At 37.8% G+C, this 23,156-nt stretch carries 16 protein-coding genes; 14 read left to right on the top strand and 2 right to left on the bottom strand.

Annotated features, from left to right (window positions below):
• Together ACR9EA_RS00235 and ACR9EA_RS00230 are read left to right on the top strand one after the other, a co-directional pair.
• Positions 1-1,467 (top strand): tagaturonate reductase, encoded by a 1,467-nt coding sequence (locus ACR9EA_RS00235; protein WP_435135885.1) that lies wholly within the window; start codon positions 1-3, stop codon positions 1,465-1,467.
• 20 nt (positions 1,468-1,487) lie between these two features.
• Complete coding sequence (locus tag ACR9EA_RS00230) at positions 1,488-3,098, top strand: UxaA family hydrolase (protein ID WP_435135883.1); 1,611 nt, start codon at positions 1,488-1,490, stop codon at positions 3,096-3,098.
• Here ACR9EA_RS00230 and ACR9EA_RS00225 read toward each other — a convergent pair.
• Positions 3,067-4,119: a LacI family DNA-binding transcriptional regulator gene (locus ACR9EA_RS00225; protein ID WP_435135881.1), complete on the bottom strand. Its 1,053-nt coding sequence runs from the start codon at positions 4,117-4,119 to the stop codon at positions 3,067-3,069. The two genes, ACR9EA_RS00230 and ACR9EA_RS00225, sit on opposite strands and share 32 nt — an antisense overlap.
• Before the next feature lie 283 nt (positions 4,120-4,402).
• Between ACR9EA_RS00225 and ACR9EA_RS00220 the strand changes: the two genes are divergently transcribed.
• The 9 genes from ACR9EA_RS00220 (at position 4,403) to ACR9EA_RS00180 (ending at position 17,791) form a co-directional block, all read left to right on the top strand.
• Positions 4,403-5,860, top strand: coding sequence for a glycoside hydrolase family 28 protein (locus ACR9EA_RS00220; RefSeq protein WP_435135879.1), 1,458 nt, complete (start codon positions 4,403-4,405; stop codon positions 5,858-5,860).
• Between the two features lie 132 nt (positions 5,861-5,992).
• A complete protein-coding gene (locus tag ACR9EA_RS00215; RefSeq protein ID WP_435135877.1) occupies positions 5,993-9,016 on the top strand; it encodes a SusC/RagA family TonB-linked outer membrane protein in 3,024 nt (1,007 codons plus the stop codon).
• Positions 9,017-9,027: 11 nt separating this feature from the next.
• Positions 9,028-10,641, top strand: a complete 1,614-nt coding sequence (locus ACR9EA_RS00210; protein WP_435135875.1) for a RagB/SusD family nutrient uptake outer membrane protein — start codon at positions 9,028-9,030, stop codon at positions 10,639-10,641.
• A gap of 98 nt (positions 10,642-10,739) precedes the next feature.
• Positions 10,740-11,675, top strand: coding sequence for an alpha/beta hydrolase fold domain-containing protein (locus ACR9EA_RS00205; protein ID WP_435135873.1), 936 nt, complete (start codon positions 10,740-10,742; stop codon positions 11,673-11,675).
• A gap of 6 nt (positions 11,676-11,681) precedes the next feature.
• Positions 11,682-12,707: a DUF4861 family protein gene (locus ACR9EA_RS00200; protein ID WP_435135871.1), complete on the top strand. Its 1,026-nt coding sequence runs from the start codon at positions 11,682-11,684 to the stop codon at positions 12,705-12,707.
• Positions 12,708-12,711: 4 nt separating this feature from the next.
• A complete protein-coding gene (locus ACR9EA_RS00195; RefSeq protein ID WP_435135869.1) occupies positions 12,712-13,941 on the top strand; it encodes a glycoside hydrolase family 88/105 protein in 1,230 nt (409 codons plus the stop codon).
• A 161-nt stretch (positions 13,942-14,102) separates the two neighbouring features.
• Positions 14,103-16,091: a pectate lyase gene (pelA, locus tag ACR9EA_RS00190; protein ID WP_435135867.1), complete on the top strand. Its 1,989-nt coding sequence runs from the start codon at positions 14,103-14,105 to the stop codon at positions 16,089-16,091.
• Positions 16,079-16,855, top strand: a complete 777-nt coding sequence (locus ACR9EA_RS00185; RefSeq protein ID WP_435135866.1) for a rhamnogalacturonan acetylesterase — start codon at positions 16,079-16,081, stop codon at positions 16,853-16,855. Before pelA ends, ACR9EA_RS00185 begins: the two co-directional genes overlap by 13 nt.
• Positions 16,856-16,858: 3 nt before the next feature.
• A complete protein-coding gene (locus tag ACR9EA_RS00180) occupies positions 16,859-17,791 on the top strand; it encodes an alpha/beta hydrolase (protein WP_435135865.1) in 933 nt (310 codons plus the stop codon).
• On the opposite strand, the gene ACR9EA_RS00175 is transcribed toward ACR9EA_RS00180, so the two are convergent.
• Positions 17,788-18,174, bottom strand: a complete 387-nt coding sequence (locus ACR9EA_RS00175) for a VOC family protein (RefSeq protein WP_435135863.1) — start codon at positions 18,172-18,174, stop codon at positions 17,788-17,790. The genes ACR9EA_RS00180 and ACR9EA_RS00175 overlap by 4 nt on opposite strands.
• 383 nt (positions 18,175-18,557) lie before the next feature.
• On the opposite strand from ACR9EA_RS00175, the gene ACR9EA_RS00170 reads away from it, so the two are divergent.
• From ACR9EA_RS00170 to ACR9EA_RS00160, 3 genes are all read left to right on the top strand, one after another.
• Positions 18,558-20,345, top strand: coding sequence for a cation:proton antiporter (locus ACR9EA_RS00170; protein WP_435135861.1), 1,788 nt, complete (start codon positions 18,558-18,560; stop codon positions 20,343-20,345).
• A 182-nt stretch (positions 20,346-20,527) separates the two neighbouring features.
• Positions 20,528-20,794 carry a hypothetical protein gene (locus ACR9EA_RS00165; protein ID WP_435135859.1) on the top strand — a complete coding sequence of 89 codons (267 nt, stop codon included), beginning with the start codon at positions 20,528-20,530 and terminating at the stop codon, positions 20,792-20,794.
• 18 nt (positions 20,795-20,812) lie between these two features.
• On the top strand, positions 20,813-22,981 hold the full coding sequence (locus tag ACR9EA_RS00160; RefSeq protein ID WP_435139916.1) for an arylsulfatase: 2,169 nt from the start codon (positions 20,813-20,815) through the stop codon (positions 22,979-22,981).
• The last annotated feature ends 175 nt before the right edge of the window (positions 22,982-23,156 follow it).

The following is a 23,156-nucleotide window of genomic DNA, read 5'->3' as shown; positions in this document are numbered from 1 at the left end:
ATGTCTTTAACTCAAAACAACACCCAGCCGCTAAATAGAACTAATGTTGATGCCGGCAATACCTTACCAATCAAAGTGATTCAGTTTGGAGAAGGAAACTTTCTTCGTGCATTTGTAGATTATGCTTTCCAAGAACTTAACAAAAAAGCCAATTTAAACGCAGGAATTGCCGTAGTGCAACCTATAGATCGTGGTTTGGTTTCTATGTTAAACGATCAAGACGGCTTATACACCCTTTTTATGAAGGGTATAAAAAACGGTAAAGAAACTCAGGAGCAAGAGCTTATTACCAATTTAGTACAGTCTGTAGATCCGTATAAAAGCTTTCAAGACTATTTAAACCTGGCCAAAGAAGAAGCTTTAGAATTTGTGATATCGAACACTACCGAAGCAGGAATTGCTTTTGTAGAATCGGATACTCCAGACATGCAACCGCCTACTAGTTTTCCAGCAAAACTTACTGTTTTGTTACATGAACGCTTCAAACATTTTAATGGAGATGCTTCAAAAGGTTTAACTATAATTCCGTGCGAACTTATCAATCATAATTCAGAAACCTTAAAAGAAATCATCTTAAAATATATCGATTTATGGCAATTAGGTGAAGATTTCAAATCTTGGTTATTAAACCACTCTACTTTCCATAGCACATTGGTAGACCGCATTGTACCAGGATATCCTAAAGACGAAATCGCAGACTACAATAGCAAATTAGATTATAAAGACAACTTAATTGTTACTGCGGAAACTTTCTTTTTATGGGTTATTGAAGGAGACGATGCTTTAAAGCAAAAACTACCTTTTGATAAAACCGACTTAAACGTACTTATTGTAGACAATATGCAACCGTACAGAACCCGTAAGGTTAAAATCTTAAACGGTGCGCATACAGCTATGGTACCGTTTTGTTTATTGTCTGGCAAGGAAACCGTGAAAGAATCTGTAGACGATAGCTTTACAGGGAAATTTATAAAAGACACCGTTTTCGAAGAAATTATCCCAACTTTAGATATGGATAAAGACGAACTGAAACAATTCGGTTTAGATGTTTTCGATCGTTTTAGAAATCCGTTCATAAAACACATGCTTTCTAGTATTGCTTTAAACTCAATTTCTAAATTTAAAGTACGCGTACTACCAAGTTTGTTAGATTACATTAAAATTAACGACAAACTACCAACACGCCTCATGTTTTCTTTTGCGAGTTTAATTCGTTTTTATAAAGGTACATGGCAAGGCGAGGCTTTACCAATAAATGATGATGCAGAAATTGTAAAAACATTTCAAGACGCTTGGGCTTTAAACGATTATCAAGCCACTGCTCAAGCTATTTTATCTAACACATCGTTTTGGGGTGAAGATTTAACAACAATAGACCAATTTACTAATGCCATAGCTGTTGCACTTAAAGAAATAGACGACAATGGCACAGAAGTTGGATTTAACAATTTTAGTAAACAATTTTAATCCTTTTACAAGGTACCACCATGCAAAACAAAATAATAAAAGTACATGCAGATGATAATGTCGCAGTAGCACTTACTAATATTACGGCTGGAGAACAATTAACCTTAGACAACGCAGCATACGTTGCCACTAAAGACACAAAAGCAAAACATAAAATCGCCCTACAGCACTTGAACGTAGGAGACGAAATTATAATGTACGGGGTTTTAGTAGGCAAAGCGTCTGAAATTATAGAAAAAGGCGAAGTGTTAACCACCGAAAATGTAAAACACCAAAGTGCTAAAGTTACTGGTAAAACAGAAACCTTGGGTTGGAATGCCCCGAACATAGACAAGTGGAAAGATAGAACTTTTATGGGTTACCATAGAGAAGACGGCCAAGTAGGTACCGCAAACGTATGGTTATTCTTTCCTTTAGTATTTTGCGAAAACCGAAATATTGAAGTCTTAAAAGATGTTTTTGAAAACGAATTATTACACAAAAACATTAACAAGCACCGTTTATTACTACGTTCGCTGGTAAGCGACTCCGGACAAGAAGTGCCTGAAGAAGTTGAAGATACCCGGGTATTTAAAAATATCGATGTAAAATTCATTACACATCAAGGTGGTTGTGGTGGTATCAGACAAGATTCCGAGCTATTAGCTAAACTCTTGGCAGGGTATGTAAACAATCCAAACGTAGCCGGTGCTACTGTTTTAAGTTTAGGCTGCCAAAACTTACAAATACAGATTTTTAAAGATGCTTTAGCCGAAATAAACCCGGATAATAAAAAACCTATAGTAATATACGAACAACAACAATCTGGTACGGTAGACGATATGTTAAAGGGTATTATTAAAGACTCTTACGAAGGCATAAAAGCCGCCAATAATATTGAAAGAAAACCAGCGCCAATTTCTAAATTGAAAGTAGGACTGGAATGCGGTGGTTCTGATGGGTTTTCAGGAATTTCTGCCAATCCAACTTTAGGTCGCGTATCGGATATATTAGCAGCTATTGGAGGTACAGCAATACTTTCGGAATTCCCAGAACTTTGCGGTGTAGAACAAGAACTTGTAAATCGTTGTGTAAATGAAGACGACGGTAAAAAGTTTTTACAACTGATGAAAGCTTACGAAAAATCGGTTGTCGATGCAGGTTCTGGTTTCGACATGAACCCGTCTCCGGGTAATATTAAAGACGGTTTAATAACAGACGCAATGAAATCGGCTGGAGCTGCCAAAAAAGGAGGTTCTTCGCCAGTAGTAGACGTTTTAGATTACGGCGAATACATTCACAAACCAGGTTTAAACTTATTATGTACTCCGGGTAACGATGTAGAAAGCACAACTGCAATGGCTGGATCTGGGGCAAATGTTATATTATTTACAACAGGATTGGGCACACCTACAGGAAACCCTGTAACACCAATTATTAAAGTAGCGTCTAACTCCGAATTGGCAGAAAAAATGCCAGATATTATAGATATTGATACAGGAGCTGTTATACGTGGCGAAAAATCTATTGAAGAAATGGGAGATACTATGCTAGAACACATTATAAAAGTGGCTAGCGGCGAAGTACAAACCAAAGCCATGGCATTAAACCAAAGCGATTTTATCCCTTGGAAACGCGGAGTTTCTTTGTAGTATCGTTAACTTTTACAGAAGATTCCCTAACTAATAATTGAGGAGTAAGTTCTACTTTCTTCTCAATTTTTATTTTAGGGTTTTTTACTTGCTCTAGAAACACACGAGCAGCTACCCTACCCATTTCCATAGTACATTGATCTACCGAACTTATGGTCAACTCCATAAATTTAGTAAAGGGTTCGTTACTAAACCCAACTACACAAATGTCTTTGGGGATTTTTATGCCATGTTCTTTAAATTTCTGAATCACGCCTAAAGCGGTATGGTCGCTCGACGAAAACACAGCATCTGGTAATTTGTCTAATTTTAACAATTCCTGAGCTGCAAAATGCCCGGATTCGGTATCACTCTTGGTCTGTATAACATAATCCTCATTGTAAGCAATACCAGCTTGTTTTAAGGCAGCTTTATACCCTTCAAAACGATCTCGGTATATCTCTAATTTCAAATCGCCACAAATATGCGCTATACGCGAACACCCCTGATCTATTAAATGTTTTGTAGCATCAAATCCGCCTTGGTAATCATCAATCGTTACACTACTTACTCCTTTTAATTGGGCACGTCTATCAAAAAACACTAATGGAATATGCTTTTCTAAAACCCGCTCAAAATGTTCGGACGTTGTTGTTTGTTTAGACACCGACATTAATACACCATCTACTTGAGCATTCAATAAATTATCTATCGTCTTAATTTCCTTTTGCTCCTCTTCATGTGTTTGACAAATAATAACATGATAGCCTTTAGGATAAAGCTCTTCTTCAATCCCTCTAATAATAGACGAGAAGAAATTTCTATTAATATAAGGCACTATAACCCCTACATTATTACTCTTTCCGCTCTTTAAAGCCAAAGCGACTTTATTTTGCTTATAATTCATCTCTTTGGCCGTTTTTAAGACTAAAAGACGTGTTGCTTCACTAATTTTAGGGTTGTTATTTAAGGCTCTAGACACGGTTGCTGCCGTAATTTTCAATCTTTTGGCAATGTCATAGATGGTTATTTTTTCGTTCATTATGCAAGGTTAACAATAAAAAGAATATAGTTAGTTAATTTATTTTTAAAAATGTGATGTTATCGATTACATAAACCCTGTGCTAAAGCTATGTTAATTCCCTAAAATCGACATCCAATTGTTAAATATATAATTTTAAGGTGATAAAGTTTTCATTTTACCAAAAAAAACACATCTAATTACATATTTACCACTTTTTTTTAAAATAAATTTGTTTTTTAATACTAAATGTTTAGTTTCGTGTAATCGATTACATTTAATTTTATAACAAATCTTTAACAAAGTGCTAATAACAAAGGGGTTTTCAGGTCAAATTGCTAATTATACCAATAAAAAATTAACAATTTATTTATCGGCTTCAATGGTATTTTTTACCTCATTAACTGTTTTTTCACAATCTGAAAAAACTTTATCCGACCCTTGGAGTCAAGCTGAGCACTTAACAAAAACAGTTACGCCTCCGAAATTTCAATCGAAAACTTATACTATTACAGATTTTGGGGCTATTGCAAACGACAATAAACCAGACACGAAAGCTTTTGCAGATGCTATTGCAGCATGTACAAAACAAGGTGGTGGTCAAGTTATAGTTCCAAAAGGTGTTTTTAATTCGGGACCTATTCATTTAGACGATAATGTAAATCTTCATTTAGAAACAGGAAGCGAAATTGTATTCAGCGACAATGCCAACGATTATTATCCGCTAGTTCACACCTCTTTTGAAGGTAACGAATTGATGAATTATTCACCTTTAATTTATGCTAAAGGCAAAAAAAATATAGCGATAACAGGTTCTGGAACTTTAAATGGTAACGCTAGTAATAGCAACTGGTGGCCTTGGTGTGGTAAAGATAGTTACGGGCATAAGCCTGGAGCACCATCGCAGCACTTACCTGAAGGTAGAGATCGTTTAGCCGAAATGGCCGAAAACAACACACCTATTGAAGAACGAGTATTTGGCAACGGACATTATTTAAGACCAACGTTTATTGAACCTTTAGAGTGCGAAAATATTCTTATTAAAGACGTTAAAATAATTAATGCGCCATTTTGGGTTATTCACCCTTTAAAATCGAACAATATTATTGTTGATGGTGTTACGGTAGAAAGCCACGGCCCAAATAACGACGGTTGCGATCCAGAATATTCTAAAAATGTAATTATAAGAAATTGCGTGTTTAATACAGGTGATGACTGTATCGCTATAAAATCTGGTAGAAACGATGAAGGCAGACGCGTAGGCATAGTAAGTGAAAACATTCTAGTACAAAACTGTAAAATGATAGATGGCCATGGCGGTGTAGTTATGGGCAGCGAAATCTCTGCGGGTGTTAGAAACGTGTTTGTAGAAAATTGCGAAATGGACAGCCCTAATTTAGACCGTGCTATACGTATTAAAACCAATTCTAAACGCGGCGGTTTTGTCGAAAACGTTTTCGTTAGAAATGTTACCGTAGGCCAAGTTAAAGAAGCTGTTATAAAAATAAACCTATTCTACGGCATTTACAAAAACCAATCTGGCACAAACTATCCGAGAGTAAAAAATATAAATCTAGAAAACATTACGGTAGAAAACGGTGGTAAATACGGCATACTTGCCAAAGGCGACGAGAAGTACCCGATAGAAGACATTACTTTAAAAAATGTAACTATTAAAACCGTAAAACAAACACAAAGTGTAGAACATGTAAACAACTTAAAACTAATAAATACTCACATAAATCAAACAGAAACAAATTAAATGAAAAATGAACCACTAAACACAAAATTCAAACATTAATTCGAAACTAACAATTCACTAATTATGAAATTTAATACTTTAAATCTTAAGTATCAGAGGTCCTATAATAAGTACTTATTTATGCTGGCCTTTTTGATTTGCAATGTCACATTTGCACAACAAATCACTATTTCCGGTGTCGTTAATGATACCGAAAGTAACATGCCCTTACCTGGGGTAAATATTATCGAAAAAAATACCTCGAACGGAACAACAACAGATTTTGATGGAAATTATTCGCTTTCTGTATTACCAGACGCTGTAATTGTAGTAAGTTATTTAGGGTACAAAACCCAAGAAATTAACGTACAAGGCAGAACTTCTATCAATTTCGATCTTGTAGCCGATTTAGAAGAACTTAACGAAGTTGTACTTGTAGGTTATGGTACACAAAAAAGAAAGGATTTAACTGGAGCCGTTGTTAGCATGGATCCAGAATTAATTACCGAAAGAAACGTAACCGACCCGATGGAAGCCATTCAAGGTAATATGCCTGGAGTTGTGGTACAAAACTCTTCTGGTAGAACAGGAGATAGTTTCAGCATTAACATTCGTGGTAGCAACTCCTTTACAGGAAGTGCTGATCCACTATATATTGTAGACGGAATACCGACAGACGGTATCGATTTTTTAAACCCTAACGACATTCAAAGCATCGACATCTTAAAAGATGCATCGTCTGCCGCTATTTATGGATCTCGTGCAGGGAACGGAGTTGTATTGGTGACCACAAAAGGAGGCACTAGTGCTAAAAGTAAACTAACAGTATCTTTCGATACGTTTTACGGAATTAAAGAAACTGCACGTTTACCAGAATTTATGGATACTGCAGAATGGGTAGACTATCACAAATCGGCTTATTTATACACCATCAATCCAGATGCAATGCAAGTAACTCCAGAGCGTTTACAAAGTACCGTTTTTGGAACACAAAACTCTTTATTAGAAGAGCGTTATTTAAACAACGAAACGTTTGATTGGTACGATGCTGTATTAAAAACAGGAACACAATCTAACAACTTCTTATCGATTTCTGGTCGTGCCGACAATGGTTTAGCTTATAACTTAGGTATAGGTATGCAATCGGAATCTGGAAATGTTGACAACGAAGGGCAAGACAAATACACTTTTAAATCGAGCGTAAACCATAGAATTAACGACAAATTTTCTGCTGGAGGTCAAGTTTCTTTAAACTTTAGCAATACCCAACGAGGTAGCCAATATGCCATGCGTGAAGCCTTCCGTTTAGCGCCTGTAATGACACCTTACGATTTAGAAGGTAATTTATTTCCATTACCAGGAAAATTAACCGATGCCAATGGAGATTTTATAATCAACAAGACTTCAACGTACAACCCACTTTTAGAAATTCAAAACTCTAGCGATGTGACTAGACGTTGGAATATGTTAGGGAATGTATTTGGAGAATACAGACCATTAGATTGGTTCTCATTCAGATCGACGTTTAACTTTGGATTCGACGACAGACGTCGTGGCCGTTCTTGGGGCGCTTTAACCAACACAGGGGTAAGCAATAACGACTTACCATCTGCCCAAATGGAAAACAGCCAAAACTTTAACTATACTTGGGACAACCAAATTAACATAGAAAAGACTATAAATGAAGCACATAGATTCAACTTCTTAGCACTACAAAGTATTTATGTAACAGAAACCGAAGGTTCTAGCTTGAGCTCTAGAAATATGCCGTTCGACACTAGTTTTTACAACTTAGGGTCTGGAGAGCAATCTACTTACAATTTAGGATCGTATTACAACAAAGCGCAATTAGCTTCTTTTGCTTTACGTTTAAACTACTCGTATAAAGATCGTTATTTAATAACCCTTTCTAACAGATGGGATGGTTCGTCATTATTCCCAGAAGGTAACCAATGGGATTCTTTCCCTTCTGCCGCCTTAGCTTGGCGTTTAAGCGAAGAAAGCTTCATGCAAAACGTGAACTTTATATCTGACTTGAAATTTAGAGCAAGTTGGGGATACACAGGAAATAACAATATACCACCATATTCAACAATTAACATTTTAGATCAACAGCGTTATTACGAATATAATGGAACTACAGCGAATGGCTGGTTACCTTCAGATTTATCTAATTTTACTTTACGTTGGGAAAGTACGCGCGAATTTAACTTTGGTATCGACTATGGTTTCTTTAACCAACGTATTTTTGGTTCGGTTGAAATCTACGACAGATTATCTGAAGGATTATTATTCGACCAAAGACTACCTATCGAGTCTGGTTGGGGGTCTACAACCTCAAATATTGGTAGCATCAGCAATAAGGGGGTTGAATTTGGTTTAACAACTGTAAATATAGACACCGAAAACGTACGTTGGAGAACTACATTCACTTTTGCTAAAAACAAAAACAGTGTAGATGAAATTTATGGTGATGGTGCCGACGATATAGGTAACAACTTATTTATTGGCCAAGCTATTGGTGTACATTACAACTATGTATTCGATGGCATTTGGCAAGCCGATGAGCGTGAAGAAGCTGCTTCTTACGGCCAATCTGAAGGTCAAGCCAAAGTAAAAGACTTAAATGGAGATGGTAAAATTACTGCCGATCAAGACCGTACTTTTATAGGGCAGGCTGTTCCAGATTGGACAGGAGGATTTAACACGACTTTAAATGTAGGTCAGTTCGATTTCTCTGCCTCTTTAATCGCAAGTTATGGTGCTACAATATATAGCGACTTCCACGCTAACTTTACCAATACTGAAGACCGTGGTAGACAAAAACTTTCTGGTTTAGATTATTACGTGCCAGAAAACGGTGCTGGCTTAGAACCAAACTTTTCTAACTCTTATCCGCAAGGCCGTAACATGGGTACGTATTGGAAAGATAACGGCGTTGGATATTACAGAGATATAGACTTTGTAAAAGTGAAAAACATCTCTTTTGGATATAAGTTTGACGATAATTTATTAAGTAAATTAAAATTATCTTACCTAAGAGTGTATGCAAACGTATTAGACCCGTTTGTGTTTTCAGATTACGATGGATACGACCCAGAATGGGCTGGTGCTAGTTTAGCCAGAGGTGGTGTAAGTTCTATTACTTACCAATTAGGTCTAAGTATTAAATTTTAAAAATTGAACAAATGAAAAAATTAATTATAAGCGTAGCTGTACTTGGATTGTTATTAAATTCATGTAGCGATTTTTTAGAAGAAGATGTGCGCTCTAATGTAGTTGCCGAAGAGTTTTATGTAACCCCAGAAGGTTTCGAATCTTTAATCAATGCGAACTATGCGATTTTAAGCGATATTTATGGTGGTGCACCATGGACCTTCTGTGCGGGTACCGATATGTATTCCGAAGGGCGTACACCAGAACCTATAGGTATTAGCCAGTACCTAACTTTAAGTCCTGGTACTAGCGAAATAGAACCGTTGTATTACAACTGTTACAACGCGATACAAAAAGCAAACATGGGCTTGTATTATGCCGATGTTACCGAACAAACCGAATCTATTAGCTCACGAATAGGAGAACTTAAATATTTAAGAGCCAATGCTTACTTTTTATTAGTACAAACATATGGTGGTGTAGGCTTAGTAACAGACTACATAAACTCCCCTGTATTATCGTTCGATAGAAATTCGGCTGAAGAAGTTTACACTTTTATCATTTCAGAACTTGAAGAATCTTTAAATTTAGTAGGTAACGGTGGTTTCGATGGTCGTGTAAACCAAAGAGCAGTACAACACTTATTAGCTAAAGTACACTTAACACGTGGTTACGAAAGTTTTGGTTCTGGCGACGATTTCTCTAAAGCAGCTTCGTATGCCGATACTGCAATTGGAGGTCAATCATTAACTATTCCTTTTGAAGAACTTTGGACTCCAGATAATGAAATGAATGCCGAAACAATTTTCTCTATCCAATATAGCGAAAGTACCGTAGCCACAGATCCAACAAACTTAGGGCATCAACAATCTTACTTCTTTGGATCGTATTTAGGTGGTGCCGAAGTTGCAGGTAACGCACCTAACCGCAGCTATAATTTAATAGCTACCGATTATACTATCGATTTATTTGAAGAAGGCGACGAGCGTTGGGATGCTACATTCATGCTTGAAATCTTTGACAGATATTACGATTATTACGATGTTGACAAAAAAGACCACGGATCGCTAACCGTAGCCGATTATTACGAACCTAAATGGAAAAGCACTGAGCAGGATAGTATAGATTACGTTGCTGCACATCCAGGAGTAACTTACCATGGTTATGGTACATATTCAGCACAAATTGCTAGTAGTGATGCAGCTTTAATTACTTGTAAAAAGTTCGATCACCCAGACGAACCATTTGCTAGTGGCCGTTCTAGTTTCCGTGACCTTATTTTATCGCGTGTTGGAGAAACCTACTTAATTGCTGCCGAAGCTTATTTTAAAGCAGGAAATTCTGGTACCGCATTAGAGCGTCTTAACGAAGTACGTAACCGTGCAAAAGCAGCGCCATTAACCTCTATAAATATCGATGTTATTTTAGATGAAAGAGCTCGTGAGTTATTTGGAGAATACCACCGTTGGTTCGATTTAAAACGTACAGGTACTTTAGTTGATCGTGCTACAATGTACAACCCAACTGTTCAAGAAGGAAGTTTTGCTGGAAGTAATGGAGAATTGAAAATATTGCGACCAATTCCACAAACCGCAATAGATTTAAATCAGAATAACGATTTTCCTCAAAACCCAGCCTATAATTAAATTTTAATAATGTTTGTTTGAATTAGTCTGGAATTAGGAGCTTGATTTTTATCGGGCTCCTAATTCATTTAAAAGCCACTGCGTAAACCTATACTGTAATGTTAAAAAAAACACTCTTATTTAACGCTCTTGTTATGGCCTGCACAAGTATGCTTTTTGCACAAACAACCACTACAACAGATACTAGCTATACCATACATTCGGCTTTTAAAAAGGCCAAAAAAAAGTATCCTTCCATCACCATTGCCAAAGGTAAAACCTCAAAAGACGTTAAGGCATTTTTAAATGCTCCTTACACCATCTATGGCAACGATACTTTAAAGCTAGATGCATTTATAAACACAAAAGGCACTAAAAATCCGGCCGTAATACTGGTTCATGGTGGTGCTTGGAAATCTGGAACTAAAGAACTCTTAAACCCATTAGCCACAACAATAGCAGCTCATGGTTTTAGTTGTTTTTCAATCAATTACAGATTAGCACCAGAACACCAATATCCAAAAGCGGTTTTAGACGTTTTTAACGCCTTATCATTTATAAAGCAAAACGCTTCAAACTATCGTATAGATGTTAACAAAATAGCTGTTTTAGGGAGTTCGTCTGGCGCCCAAGTAGCCTCATTAGCAGCTACAACCGGCCAGTCTAAACTATATCTCGACCAGCCAATGGCCCTTCAGGCCTTAATAAATATAGATGGTATATTAGCGTTTAGTCATCCAAAGTCTGAAGAAGGCACTCTTGCGGCAAGCTGGTTAGGTGCTACCGAAGCAAACAACCCCGAATTATGGAAACAAGCTTCGGCCTTAACTCATGTCGACAAAAATTGTCCGCCAACTTTATTTATACCAAGCGACTTCAAACGCTTTCAGGCAGGTCGCGACGAGATGATTACCATTTTAAAAGAGCATAATATTTACTATCAAATTTCACCCGTTCACGATGCGCCTCATACCTTTTGGTTGTTTAATCCATGGTTTGATAACGTTTCAGATTCCATCATAAATTTCTTAAATTTCATTTTTTTAAAATCATAATGCTTTATGAAAACTTTTCACTTAATACCTATAGTATCGCTTGCCGTACTCACCGCTTGTAAAAACAATACTAAAACCGAAGACACTGCCGCTACACCTGTTGCAGAAACACCTGTAGAAAAGGTTGTTACAACACCAAAAACCTATGCCGAAATTTCCATTGCCCAAGGCGGCGAATGGGTAGACGGTTCTAGAGGCCATAAAGAATACGCTAACAATACAGGCTTTAAAAACGTTTCGGAAATTACAGTCCCTAAAGAACACACCGACCATTCGTGGTATATTCGTTACGAAGGGCCAGGCTGGGAAAGCAACAAAGTAGGTTACCGCCTGTATTTAGACTGGCGTAATGCTATCGATATTTTCGGTAAAATTACAGACACTCTAGAATTATCGCATGTAGGACAAGATGGTTTCGATTCTTATCACGAAATGAGCGATTGGGGTATGGATATTCTTAAAGCCGGAAAATCTATGGGTATCGGTTCTATTGGCCGCTACGTAAACAACGAAGTGTTACATTTTAACACTGTAGAAGAAACCACAGCCCGTGTAGAAAATACGCCAGAAGCATCAACAGTTTTTGTAAATTACAAAGGTTGGGAAACCGCTGGAAAGCGCATCGATTTAGCCTCGACACTAAGCATAAAACCAGACTCCAGAATTACCAAACATACCATACAAGCCTCTGAAGCTATAGAAGGTATTTGTACAGGTATTGTAGACCATAAGGTAGGCTTAATAAAAAGCGAAAACCAAGATGGAGGCTGGGCCTATATCGCTACTTACGGCGAACAAACCTTGGTGCCAGACCAATTAGGAATGGCGTTATTTTACAAAGTCGATACCGCCGCAGAAGTTAAAACGGGCACCGACGACCATTTAGTTATTTTTAAACCAAATACTGCCCCAATTTCATTTTACTTTTTAGGTGCTTGGGAAAAAGAAAAAAATGGCATTACCAATAAAGCCGATTTCTTAAGTTATCTAAACGATACGTTAACCCAATTAAACAACAATAATTCTTTATAATATTATGAAAAAACCACTAGTTTATCTTTTTACTTTAGGCCTTGCCTTTGCAAGCTGTAAAGACGCTAAAAAAGACACAACTGCAACCGAACAAACTCCAGAAACTCCAACAGAAACCTTAGTAGTACCTAAAGATTTAAAATGGTCTGAACGCATGGCATTATCTGAAATGCACCGCAGTCCAGAATCGTATATGATTGACGATAGAACTGTAGCCAAATGGGATTATGTACACGGATTGGTGTTAACTGGTTTTGAATCGCTTTACAAAAAAACAAACGATCAAAAATATTACGATTATGTAAAAGCCTATGCCGATAAGCTTATAGACAGCACAGGAGCGATAGCAACCTACGAGATGTCTAAATACAATATCGATATGATTGAAGCTGGTAAAATTCTTTTCAATTTATACGAAGTCTCTAAAGACGAAAAGTATTTAACAGCCATGCAAACTTTAAACAAACAATTAGAAGAACAACCACGTACTCCTAGCGGCGGATTTTGGCACAAAAAAATATACCCTAACCAAATGTGGCTAGATGGTTTATACATGGGCGCTCCCTTTTATGCTGCCTACACCACCACGTTTCAAGACGGTAAGCATTTAGATGATATTGCCAAGCAATTCGAACTCATTCAAAAACACGCTTACGATAAGGAGACAGGTTTACTATATCACGGTTGGGATGAAAGCAAAGCCATGGATTGGGCCAATAAAGAAACAGGAACATCGCCTAATTTCTGGTCGCGTTCTTTAGGTTGGTATGCGATGGCCCTTGTAGATGTTTTAGATTATTTCCCTAAAGATCATCCTAAACAAGCAGAACTTGTTAGCTATTTAAACAGTCTGGCCGAAGCCTTAACAAAATATCAAGACGACTCTGGGCTGTGGTACCAGGTTACTAATATGGGAGACAAAGAAGGCAATTATTTAGAAGCTTCGGGAACCGCAATGTTTGTTTACGCTTTAGCCAAAGGTGTTAACCAAGGTTATTTACCAGCGCAATATAAAGCTGTTGCCGAAAAAGGATTTAATGGCATGACCCGAGATTTAATTACTGTAGCTCCTAATGGCGAACTAACCTTAACACAAGTTTGCCAAGTTGCAGGACTGGGCGGCAACCCTTACCGCGATGGATCTTTTGAATACTATGTAAACGAAAGAAAAAAAGATAACGATCCTAAAGGTGTAGGGCCATTTATTTTAGGCGCTGTAGAATTAGATAAATAGGTAGTGTTATATATCACGTAAAATGGGGTTTTGGTAATTAATACCTACCCCATTTTATACCATAATACTATACTCTATTATTTTCATTTTAGTACCTCCTTTCGAGATAGAACATAAACGTCATCACATCTCGATGCTAGGGTATTTCCAACAGACTTTCTATGACATTTTTAAAACAAACCCTTATCTTTTTATTCGTTCTAACAGCAACAGGACTTCACACACATGCACAAGTTTTAGACCATTCTTGGAAAGATGTTGTGCTAAAAATGGACGATAGCTGGTATGGCACTACTGAAGCCCAAGACATTGCAGAACAAGTGTTATTATATCAAAAAGATAATGGAGGTTGGGAAAAAAACATTCAGATGCAAAACCCGCTATCTGATTCGGAAAAACAAAAACTACAGGCTTCAAAATCCGATTCAAACCGCTGTACTATCGACAATGGTGCAACATATCTGGAAATGGTTTATCTGTCTAAAGTCTATAAACACACTAAAAATGAAATCTATAAAACAGGCTTTTTAAAGGGTTTAAATTATCTGTTAGAAGCACAATATCCAAACGGCGGATGGCCACAATACTACCCATTACGCAAGGGCTATTACACCCATATTACATATAACGATGGCGGAATGATTAATGTCATGTCTATTTTACAAGACATTAATACTGGCTCTAAAACACTAGGTATACCAGTAGACGAAATCACTTTAGAAAAAACACAAACGGCATTCAATAAAGGCATTTCGTGCATTTTAAAAACGCAATACAAACAAAACGGTATTTTAACGGGTTGGTGTGCCCAGCACGACGAAACCACCTTTCTACCAGCAAAAGCCAGAGCTTACGAGCTACCATCGCTAGGCGGAGTAGATACTGCACAAATCGTTTTGTTATTAATGAACATTGAGCACCCTTCAGACGAGGTTAAACGCGCTGTAGAAGCAGCTGCAACCTGGTTAGAAAAAACAAAAATCACAGGACTAAAAGAAGAGCGCTACATGACTGCTGATGGCGAAAAAGAAAAACGTTACATTGAAGATCCAAATGCAGAACCGCTTTGGGCACGTTTCATGGATTTAGAAAATAACACCCCGTTCTTTTGCGATCGCGATGGTATAAAAAAAGCATCGATTATGGATATTAGCCGAGAACGTCGCGTAGGCTACGCCTGGTACAACACACAACCTAATAAAGTTTTAAAAGTATACCCTAAATGGAAAGCTTCATTAAAACCAACACCTAAAGACAGTTATAAAGTCACCGTAGCTCAAGACGGCAGTGGCGATTATACAAATATTCAAGATGCCATAAACAACAGCAAATCGTTCCCTTACGACCGCATTACTATTTTCATAAAAAAAGGAACCTATATCGAAAAGGTTCATGTATACGAATGGAACCCTAAAATCACGCTTATAGGCGAAGATAAAAACGAAACCATTATCAGTTTTAACGATTACTTTAAAAGCATAAATCTAGGCAGAAACAGCACGTTTCACACCTCAACCGTTTTAATTGAAGGTCATTACACACAACTTAAAAACTTAACTATACAAAATACAGCAGGACCTGTTGGGCAAGCCATTGCGCTTAGTATAAATGCCAATGCCTGTCTGATTGAAAATTGTACTATTTTAGGCAATCAAGACACAGTTTACCTAACTGGCGAAAACCACAAACAATGGTTTAAAAATTGCTTTATTACAGGTACAACCGATTTTATTTTCGGAAATGCAACAGCCTTATTTACCGATTGCGAAATTAATAGCAAAAGCAATTCTTACATTACAGCAGCCTCTACCGAAAAACACACAGCGTTCGGATTTGTCTTTAAAAATTGCACACTCACCGCTACAAAAGAAGCAAACCAAGTATATCTGGGAAGACCTTGGCGTTACTATGCTAAAACCGTATTTATTAATTGCAATTTAGGGAAACATATTAAAGCTGAAGGCTGGCACAACTGGAACAAAAAAGAAGCAGAAACTTCAAGCTTTTATGCCGAATACAATAATACTGGTGCTGGAGCAAACACCAAAAATCGAGTGCCTTGGTCACATCAGTTAAGTAAAAAAGAGGCGAAAACATATACCACAAAAAATATATTAGGAATTAACGCTGAAACAGAATGGCTACAATAACATCTTCAAAACTATTTAAAATTGCTTGTGTTGCGCTAATATGTATAAGCATAGGCGCCTTTAAAAACATACAAAGCAAGCCCATTACTATTTTTATGATTGGCGATTCGACCATGGCCAACAAGAAAAACCCTGAAACGAATCCGGAATTTGGATGGGGTCAAGTATTTGCCAACTATTTTAACGCAAATGCCACTGTAGAAAACCATGCTGTAAACGGCCGAAGCTCTAGAAGTTTTATAAGTGAAGGGCGTTGGGATAGCGTATACAACAGTATAAAACCAAGCGATTATGTGTTTATTCAGTTTGGGCATAACGATCAAAAAATTAAAGACTCCACACGTTACACCAATCCGTATACCCAGTACCGCTATAATTTAGAGCGTTATGTAAAAGACACGCGAGCCAAACAAGGCATTCCTGTTTTATTATCATCTATTGTAAGACGTAAGTTTAATGAATATGGAGTTTTAGAAGATACCCACGGAGCCTATCCGTTAGTTACCAGAATGGTCGCTAAAGATTTAAATGTACCGTTTATTGACTTACAATGGCTTACCGAAAAGATGGAAATAGCTTATGGCCCCGAAGCTTCAGCAAACCTTCATCTTCATTTTAAGACAGGAGAAAACCCTTATTATCCCGATGGAAAGGCAGACGACACCCATTTATCGTTTAAAGGTGCTACCGAGGTAAGTAAATTAGTCATTAGCGCAATACAACAGCAGATTCCAGAACTTGCTATTTACTTAAAAACCAATTAGATTATGCCATTAAAACGTTCTCTTTTTAGTATTTTATATTTAAGTATGATGACATCTGTTTTCAGTCAAAACGTAGAAACCATACCGCTTTGGAAATCGGATATACCAAATAGTATTTCAAACTCCAATTACCAAGAGCAACCAGTATTTGATGGAAAGACGCTTACAAGCACGTCGCAAGTAGTAACACCCACTTTAACTGTGTTTACGCCAAAAGCAAAAAAAGAAAATGGCACAGCCGTAGTTATTTACCCTGGTGGTGGATATCATCATTTATCTATGAATAAAGAAGGTGCAAAGGTTGGAGCTTGGTTAAGCGATTTAGGCATTACCGCATTTGTATTAAAATACCGCCTTCCTAATGATGCTATAATGACCAATAAAACCATTGGCCCATTGCAGGACGCACAAGAAGCAATACGCTATGTAAGACGCCATGCCAAAGACTATAAATTAGACCCAGCTAAAATTGGTGTTTTAGGGTTTTCGGCAGGCGGACATTTAGCTTCAACCGTATCTACTCACTACAATCAAGAAGTCTACAAACACGATTCGGTTTCTGCAAAGCCAGATTTCTCGATATTAATTTATCCAGTAATCTCTATGAAACTAGGCGTTACACACGAAGGATCGCGACGTAATTTATTGGGCGAAACACCTACCGAAGACCTCATAAAAAATTACTCCAATGCCCTACAAGTAAACGCTGCTACCCCACCTACGTTTTTAATTCATGCTACAGATGATGGTGCCGTACCTGTAGAAAACAGCTTGGAATATTATGCCGCATTGCGCCAAAACAAAGTGCCGGCAGCACTGCATATTTTTGAACAAGGCGGACATGGTTTTGGACTAAGCAAACCCGAAACGCAGTTGTATTGGCAAAGCTTATGTGAGCAATGGCTTAAATTGCATGACTTAATTTCAGAAAATTAAACCAATTTCTTTGCTCTTTGGCATAATTGAAGCGGCAAGCCCCAAGGATCGCGTAACATGACCAAATGAGTCCCTTCACCTGGTTGTTGTTGTTCTATAAAAGTGGCGCCAGCCTCCAACAAACGTGCTTTATCTGCCTGTGCATTGGGTGTTTCGAATGCAAAATGAAAGGTTAATTGATGCTCTTTACTAAAATCGGTAATGGGTTTAGAAGGCTGATAATACAGCTCTACCACAACCCTATTGGTGCTATCTGCCAGAAAGGTCATGAATGGCGGCGTATCATTTTCCAAAACTTTTTTCATTTTAAGATGTGTGCAATACCAATCGCTAATGGCTTTAGGATCGGTGACGTTGAGTGCGAAATGTTCGAAAGCTAACATAGATGTCAAATTTTTATATACCAAAGGTAAGCGAATTGTTAGGAGTACAAAAGATTTTAAATACAGAGAACTCGCCTAACCCAGCTACATGCGCAAACCCAACAAAAAAATAAACCTCAGCAATCCGTTTTAAGACTATCATTCAATATTTGAAGTTGTTTCTATACGCATCAGCAATAACTATAAGTCAGCATAAACTCAGTATAACATCTGCTTGAACCTTATTGAAAACGGCGTTAAAATCTGATTAAACAGTCCATAAAGCAATCCTAACAAGACCTTCACACCTTACTGAATAACAACATATTAACACTTGAAATTTCACAGATGTTTAGCGTATTTTAATAGATTCATATTAAAAAAAACGCTATTTTTAACAGACTATGGAAGCCTTCAACTTAAACATTCTCAATTTATTATGTGTGCTGTTAGCAGCATGGATTGGTGGCGCTGCAGCGCGTCGGGTAGGCTATCCGTCTATTTTAGGTGAATTGGTTATTGGTATTATTTTAGGCCCTGGTTTATTAGGTTTTTTAGAATACACCGAAACCATTAAAGTCCTAGCCGAAGTTGGTATTATGCTTTTAATGGTTTATATAGGCATAGAAATAGATTTTAAAGATTTAAAAAAAGCCTCTTGGCCTGGGCTTATGGCCTCTATTGGTGGTTTTGTCGTGCCGTTTATTTTAGGCTATTATACTACCATATTTTTTGGTGGCAATGCCATGGCAGGCTTGTTTGTGGGTATGGCCGTTGGGGTAACCTCGTTAGCTACCAAAAGTCGAATACTTGTAGACTTAAAATTACTAAATACCCGAGTGGCTTATGTACTTATGGCTGGAGCCTTAATTTCGGATACATTGGCGCTACTCATTTTTGCTGGTATTTTAAGTGTTGCCGCCATGGGCGAATTTAATGCGGCCGAACTTATTCCTGTGGCTTTAAAAGCCATAGCCTTTTTTGCAGTAACCATACTTATTGGTATTTATGTATTACCCAAACTAGGCAAGTATCTTTCAAAATTAAAAAATACGAGTAGCACCTTCTTTTTTACCATTATTATTATTGTAGCCTTAGCTTACGCCGAACTGGCCGAACTCGCAGGTATGCATAGTATTTTAGGGGCATTTATGGCAGGGTTATTCATCAAGGACAATTTATTTCCAAAAAATATTTCTAAAGAAGTCCATAAAGCATTTTACGATGTATCTATCGGTTTTTTAGCTCCCGTCTTTTTTGTTTCGGCAGGATTTATGGTTAATCTGGACGTTTTTCGCACCGATTTACCACTACTTTTAACCGTTATTGCCATGGCTATTATTGGAAAAATTCTAGGCACAGCCCTATTCTATCTACCCACAGGGCTAAGCTGGAGAGAGGGTATAACTGTTGGTGCAGGAATGAATGGCCGCGGTGCTGTGGAAATTATTATTGCCGGCATCGGTTTAGAAATGGGTATTATAGACCAAACCATTTTTTCGGTGTTGGTTTTTATGGCCATATTAACCACGATGACTGTTCCTTTTTTACTAAAATGGACAACCGATTGGTTAAAACGACGCGGGGAATTAGTTGTTATGAATAAACGTGAAGGGCTGTTGTTTCTTGGCGCCAACCCCATAAGCTTATTGATTGCCGAACAATTACAAAAAGACACGCCAATTACGTTTATTGATGCCAACCAAGACGTCGTACAACACACCTCTAATTTGGGCTTTGATTGTTTTTACGGTAATGCTTTAAAGGAAGACACCCTGGCCGAAACCGGAGCCGATACGATAGCCACGTTTGTTGCCGCCACTCCCAATACCGAAGTTAATATTTTAGCAGCACAATTGGCCAGCGAAACCTTTCAAGTACCTAATACCCACGTACTATTATCTCGAGCCAATTATATGGCCGGCATAGATATTTTAGAACTTTCGCACACGACCAGTTTGTTTGCTTCGGGTATAGATGTAGAATATTGGTTTAAAACCATTACAAACAAAACCTACACGCTAAAAACCGATACCATTACCCAAGCAACCAGCAGCAGATCTTGGATTAAAAACCAGACCACAACCACCGAAGTTTTACCGCTAATTATAGAACAAGTTTCGGGCGAAAAACACATCTTTCGTTTTGGTTATCAATTACAACCATCTGATAAAGTGCATTATATTATTTAGCACTATAAACCAAAACCTCCTGCTTACTATGCAGTTACAATATCATTTAATTTTAATGAAAATAATATTTTATGTGCTTATTTACCTACAATATTTAAAATAAACACCTAAACTATTAGAATTATTTATTAACTTCACAGTTCAATTTTTCATATAAAACACTATAAATTAACCTATTAATCATGAAAAAACGTTTTACACCGTATCTTATGCCAGCCTTATTGGTAGTAGGATTGGGGTTCTTTCAGTCCTGTAACCAGTCGAGTTCTTCTGAAAATACAGCCCAAAGTTCCAGCGATATCCAACAACCCGACGGGTTTAAAGGTAAAATTGCCTTAGACATTCGCGATTCACAATCCGATTGGTCCGCGTACACACCAAAATCGGCTCCAGAAGGAGCGCCAAACATTTTATTTGTCCTTTACGACGATACAGGCTTAGGAGCTTAGTCGCCTTATGGGGGGCGTATTAACATGCCAACTTTGGATAAGTTAGCCGCAAATGGTTTAACCTATACGCAGTGGCATACTACCGCTTTATGTTCGCCAACGCGTTCTACCATTTTAACAGGTAGAAATCACCACTTAAATGGTATGGCTTCCATTACTGAAACTGCTGATGGATATCCAGGTTCTAATGGTCGTGTTCCAAAAGATTGTGCACCATTTGCTCAAATTATGCGCGATAATGGTTATAGCACGTTTTGGATTGGTAAAAACCACAACGTGCCAGAACAAGACATCGCTCCTGGAGCAAGTCGTAGCGAATGGCCAACGCAAATTGGATTTGACCGTTTTTACGGATTCTTAGGAGGTGAAACCAATAACTGGTATCCAGATTTAGTAATGGACAACCAATTTATTGAAGCACCAGCAACACCTGAAGAAGGTTATCACTTGTCTAAAGATTTAGCAGATCAAGCCATCACCATGTTGCGTGATAAAAATGCGACCAACCCATCTAAGCCATTCTACATGTGGTTTAACCCAGGTGCCAACCATGCACCACACCATTCGCCTGCAGAATACACAGCGAAATACAAAGGAAAGTTTGACGACGGTTACGATGCTTACAGAACGTGGGTTGTTGCCCGTATGAAAGAAAAAGGTATTTTACCAGAAGATACAGGTATGGCCGACTTTAATCCGATACCAGAAAATATGGCCAACCCAGCAGATTATGTACGTCCGTGGGATGAACTTACTGCCGACGAGAAAAAATTATTCTCTAGAATGGCTGAAGTTTATGCAGGATTCTCGGAATATACCGATGCGCAAGTTGGACGTATTATCGATTATTTAGAAGAAACTGGACAGTTGGAAAACACCATCGTATTGTATGCTGCCGATAACGGTGCTTCGGGAGAAGGAAGTCCAAACGGATCTGTAAACGAAAACAAATTCTTTAACGGTTATCCAGATAGCATGGAAGAAAACTTAAAATATTTAGAGGTTTTAGGTGGTCCAGATACTTACAATCACTTCCCAACAGGATGGGCTGCTGGTTTCTCGGCTCCGTTTAAAATGTTTAAGCGTTATTCGCAATATGCAGGAGGAACTAACGATCCTTTAATCATTTCTTGGCCTAAGGGTATTAAAGCCAAAGGTGAAATCCGTCACCAATATCACCACTCGGTAGATATCGTTCCTACCTTACTGGAAGCTTGTGGTATCGAAATGCCAGAAGTTTACAACGGTGTTAAACAAACGCCTTTATCAGGGGTGTCTATGGCTTATACTTTTGATGCTGCACCAGATGCACCAACCGAAAAACACGTACAATATTACGCTATGTTAGGAACTAGAGGGATTTGGAAAGACGGTTGGAAAGCGGCTGCTGTTCATGCGCCTATTAGCGGAAAAGGTCATTTTGATGAAGATGTTTGGGAACTTTATAATGTTGCTGAAGATCGTTCGGAAACCAACAATTTAGCTGAAGAGCATCCTGAAAAACTTCAAGAGTTAATAGATGAATGGTTCAAACAAGCCGAAATAAATAAGGTGTTACCGCTAGATGATAGAAGTGCTGCCGAAATTTTAGGAACAGAAAGACCATCGCAAGAAAAGCCAAAAGATCGTTACGTGTATTATCCAAACACGGCTCCGGTACCAGAAGGGGTGGCGGTAAATGTTCGTGGTCGCGATTATAAAATTTTAGCCAATGTCGAGATTACCGATCCTAATGCACATGGTGTATTATTTGCACACGGTTCTCGTTTTGGTGGTCATGCGCTTTTCATTAAAGACAAAAAATTATATTATGTGTATAATTTCTTAGGTATAAAACCAGAGCAAGTTTACATCTCTAATAAAACTTTAAAACCAGGAAAATATACCTTAGGAATGGAATTCAATAGAGAAAAAGCTGGCGAATACGGTGAGTCTATTGGAAGTATGAAATTGTATATTGATGAAGAGGTTGTTGCAGAAGGTCCAATGCGTACCCAACCAGCGAAGTTTACCTTATCTGGAGACGGTTTGTGTGTCGGTTACGATAGTGGAGACAACGTAAGTAACTTATATAAATCACTGGGAGAATTTGAAGGTGGTACCATTCAAGGTGTCGGCGTTTCTGTAGAAGGAGAACCTTATGTTAATTTGGAAGCAGAAGCCAGAAGAGCAATGATGGTTCAGTAATTTAAATAAACCTTCAAGGTTTTGAAAGCTGGTTTCGATATTTCGGAACCAGCTTTTTTTGTATTATCAATTTAAAAGTATCGGTTTTAAAACCACAACACCCATATTTACAGTAAATTATACTGAAAATTCTCAAGGAAAAACCTTACCTTTAGTACGACCATAAACAACCTAC

Origin of the sequence: Formosa sp. A9 (genome assembly GCF_051200825.1) — a bacterium.
Taxonomy (GTDB): Bacteria; Bacteroidota; Bacteroidia; order Flavobacteriales; family Flavobacteriaceae; genus Formosa.
Note: the sequence above shows the minus strand (reverse complement) of the source record. Positions and strands in the feature narration are given on the sequence as shown.

Bases quoted from the DNA above. Each gene is read 5' to 3' on its own strand.
- ACR9EA_RS00235 (WP_435135885.1), top strand. From the start codon at position 1: ATGTCTTTAACTCAAAACAACACCCAGCCGCTAAATAGAACTAATGTT.
- ACR9EA_RS00230 (WP_435135883.1), top strand. From the start codon at position 1,488: ATGCAAAACAAAATAATAAAAGTACATGCAGATGATAATGTCGCAGTA.
- ACR9EA_RS00225 (WP_435135881.1), bottom strand. From the start codon at position 4,119: ATGAACGAAAAAATAACCATCTATGACATTGCCAAAAGATTGAAAATT.
- ACR9EA_RS00210 (WP_435135875.1), top strand. From the start codon at position 9,028: ATGAAAAAATTAATTATAAGCGTAGCTGTACTTGGATTGTTATTAAAT.
- ACR9EA_RS00205 (WP_435135873.1), top strand. From the start codon at position 10,740: ATGTTAAAAAAAACACTCTTATTTAACGCTCTTGTTATGGCCTGCACA.
- ACR9EA_RS00200 (WP_435135871.1), top strand. From the start codon at position 11,682: ATGAAAACTTTTCACTTAATACCTATAGTATCGCTTGCCGTACTCACC.
- ACR9EA_RS00195 (WP_435135869.1), top strand. From the start codon at position 12,712: ATGAAAAAACCACTAGTTTATCTTTTTACTTTAGGCCTTGCCTTTGCA.
- pelA (WP_435135867.1), top strand. From the start codon at position 14,103: ATGACATTTTTAAAACAAACCCTTATCTTTTTATTCGTTCTAACAGCA.
- ACR9EA_RS00185 (WP_435135866.1), top strand. From the start codon at position 16,079: ATGGCTACAATAACATCTTCAAAACTATTTAAAATTGCTTGTGTTGCG.
- ACR9EA_RS00180 (WP_435135865.1), top strand. From the start codon at position 16,859: ATGCCATTAAAACGTTCTCTTTTTAGTATTTTATATTTAAGTATGATG.
- ACR9EA_RS00175 (WP_435135863.1), bottom strand. From the start codon at position 18,174: ATGTTAGCTTTCGAACATTTCGCACTCAACGTCACCGATCCTAAAGCC.
- ACR9EA_RS00170 (WP_435135861.1), top strand. From the start codon at position 18,558: ATGGAAGCCTTCAACTTAAACATTCTCAATTTATTATGTGTGCTGTTA.
- ACR9EA_RS00165 (WP_435135859.1), top strand. From the start codon at position 20,528: ATGAAAAAACGTTTTACACCGTATCTTATGCCAGCCTTATTGGTAGTA.